2 protein-coding genes are annotated in these 2,676 nt (G+C 73.0%); both read left to right on the top strand.

Features of this window, described 5'->3' with window-relative positions; translation table 11 throughout:
- The first annotated feature begins 315 nt into the window (after positions 1-315).
- Positions 316-1,677 (top strand): metallophosphoesterase, encoded by a 1,362-nt coding sequence (locus tag ACFCY7_RS40310; protein WP_376491058.1) that lies wholly within the window; start codon positions 316-318, stop codon positions 1,675-1,677.
- A 161-nt stretch (positions 1,678-1,838) separates the two neighbouring features.
- Positions 1,839-2,555: a hypothetical protein gene (locus tag ACFCY7_RS40305; protein WP_376491057.1), complete on the top strand. Its 717-nt coding sequence runs from the start codon at positions 1,839-1,841 to the stop codon at positions 2,553-2,555.
- The last annotated feature ends 121 nt before the right edge of the window (positions 2,556-2,676 follow it).

The raw sequence follows: 2,676 nt of genomic DNA, 5'->3' as shown, positions 1-2,676 counted from the left end.
AGCCCGCCGCGCTCACCCGCGAAGGACTGACACCCCCGAGGACCGACCCGCCCGGCACGCCGCCACGGCCGCCGCCCCCGCCCCTGCCCGTGGGCAGGGGCGGCGAAACCGGACACCACACCGGCCTCAACCCTGGACTGGACCTTCCCAATTCGGGCGAAACAACCGGTGAACCCGGAGTGGACCCGGATTCATCACCCCTGGTGCGTCACACAGGAGGACCCTCATTCCTATGATGGGCGCACGACATCGTGGACCACCCCGACCAGGCCGGGACGCGATGTGCAGGGCATCGCGACGGTGGTGGAGGGGTCGATGACTCAGGGGGCCGGGCAGGATCCCGTGGTGCGCACGGCGACATTGCGTGACTTCCGCGTACCGCCGTACGCCCGGGTGCCCGTACAGGGCCATGCCGCCGAACCGCCGTCGGCGGACCCGCTGCCGGTGCCCGCACCGGCCGAGGTCCCGGTCGGCGAGCAGCCCGCTCCCGTCGAGCGCCGGCTGCCCGACCCGTCCGGACCCGTGCCGCCCGTCGCACCCGCGCCGGTCGAGGTCGTGCCGATCCTGGCCGTGCCGATCACCCCCGCGGCTCCGACGGCAGCCCCCACCGCGCCCATGCCCGCCGCCCCGACGCTCCAGCTGGGCCGCCGCCTCGCTCCCGCGTACCCCGAAGCGACCGGCTCCTCCATCGTCTCCGTCGCCACCGGCCACCCCGGCAACGCGTTCCCCGAGGACGAGCTGCCCGAGGGGTACACGCCGACCGAGCGCGACCTCCCGGTCATCCAGCGCGGCGACACCCTCCAGGTGCCCGTCACGCCCGAGGCGGCGACCGAACCCGCCACCGCCGGCGGCGAAGGCCCGGGCCCCCTCTTCGTCGTGGGCGACGTCCACGGCTACCTCGACGAGCTCGTCGCCGCCCTGCGCGCGCAGGGCCTCATCGACGAGAACGGCAGCTGGTCCGCGGGCAACGCCCGCCTCTGGTTCCTCGGCGACTTCACCGACCGCGGACCCGACGGCATCGGCGTCATCGACCTCGTCATGCGGCTCTCCGCGGAGGCCGCCGCCGCCGGCGGCTACTGCAAGGCCCTCATGGGCAACCACGAGCTGCTCCTCATCGGGGCCAAGCGCTTCGGCGACACGCCCGTCAACTCCGGCGCGGGCACGGCCACCTTCCAGGCCGCCTGGCTGCTCAACGGCGGCCAGAAGCACGACATGGACCGCCTCCAGGACGTCCACCTCCAGTGGATGTCCCGCCTCGACGCCGTGGTGTGGGAGGACGACCACCTCCTCCTGCACTCCGACACCACCGCGTACCTCGAATACGGCGGGACCATCGAGGACGTCAACGACACGGTCCACGAGATCCTCAACCGGAACGACGCCGACGAGGTCTGGGACCTGTTCCGGAAGTTCACCAAGCGCTTCGCCTTCCGCGACGAGGGCGGCCCCCAGGCCGTGCAGGAGCTGCTCGGCACCTACGGCGGCCGCCGGATCGTGCACGGCCACAGCCCGATCCCGTACCTCCTCGGCCAGGTCGGCACGGAGGAGAACGAGGGAGGCGGAGGCCCGATCGTCGACGGACCGCACGTGTACGCCGACGGCCTCGCGATCGCCATGGACGGCGGAGTGACCATGGCCGGAAAGCTACTGGTCGTCCAACTCCCCCTGAACGGCTGACGCATAACCCTGCGCATCCGGGGAAGTCGAATTCCGGAAACACCCTGTCAGGTCGTGGTGTCACCGCAATACCATCGGGTCCATCCGTAGCAGGCTCTCCTCCGTTTCCGCCCAGCCGAGCGTTTCCCACGGCTGATCCCGGGCCTACGGAGCATCGGGGGATGCACATGAACGTGGCTCCGCACCTGCTGACCGAGGATCGCGCCGAGTACGAGCGGGTCCTCGACGACGCACTGAGCACCGCCCACGCACGTCCGGATCTCGCCGGAGTCGGCAGCCGGCTCACCGTCGCGCAGCTGCGCTCCATGACGCTGAACGCGACGGCACTGGTCACCACCGCGGCCGCGAGCGAGTACGACCACTTCGTCAAGGTCCGAGAACAGAACCGCGCGGCCGTCGGCACCCGCGCGCCGTCGCCCCACGACCTCGACCGGCCCGGTCCCGGTGCGGGTGTCGCCGCGATCGTCACCGTCATGGTGCCGGTCCTCGCGGGCGCGGCCGCCGTCATCTTCCTGCTGGTCGGCGCGGTGTTGCACGCCATCGCCCCCACCGTCGCGTTCGGCGCCACCCTCCTCACGGCGGGCCTCGTCTTCGGCTCCGTCGCCGCGGGCGGGCTGCTCTGCGCGGCCGCCGGACTCCTCCTGACGGCCCTGCGCAACAGCCCGACCGAGGTGGGACCGGCCTCGGCCGCACCGGACGACGAACTCAGCCGCGCCCGCGAGGCCTGGCGCCACGCCCTCCTCGAACGCGGCATCCTGCCCTTCCTCCGTGACGCCCTCGCCGCCACCGCCCCACCCGACCAGCCCGGACCGGCCGACCCCTGGGACGACGGGGCTGACACGACGAGGCCGCCCGGACCCTGGGACGGCGGGGCCTGACACGGCGGGACCGGCCCGCGACTCCCCCGGAAGTCGCGGGCCGGTCTCCCTGCCGGGCGTCAGTCGGCCCGCGGCCGGTAGACGCGGGTTCCCCACGCCCCGGACGCCCCGGACATATCCG

It is taken from the genome of Streptomyces sp. NPDC056361 (assembly GCF_042262805.1).
Lineage (GTDB): Bacteria > Actinomycetota > Actinomycetes > Streptomycetales > Streptomycetaceae > Streptomyces.
The sequence above is the reverse complement of the archived record's forward strand: the minus strand, read 5'-3'. Positions and strand labels throughout refer to the sequence as shown.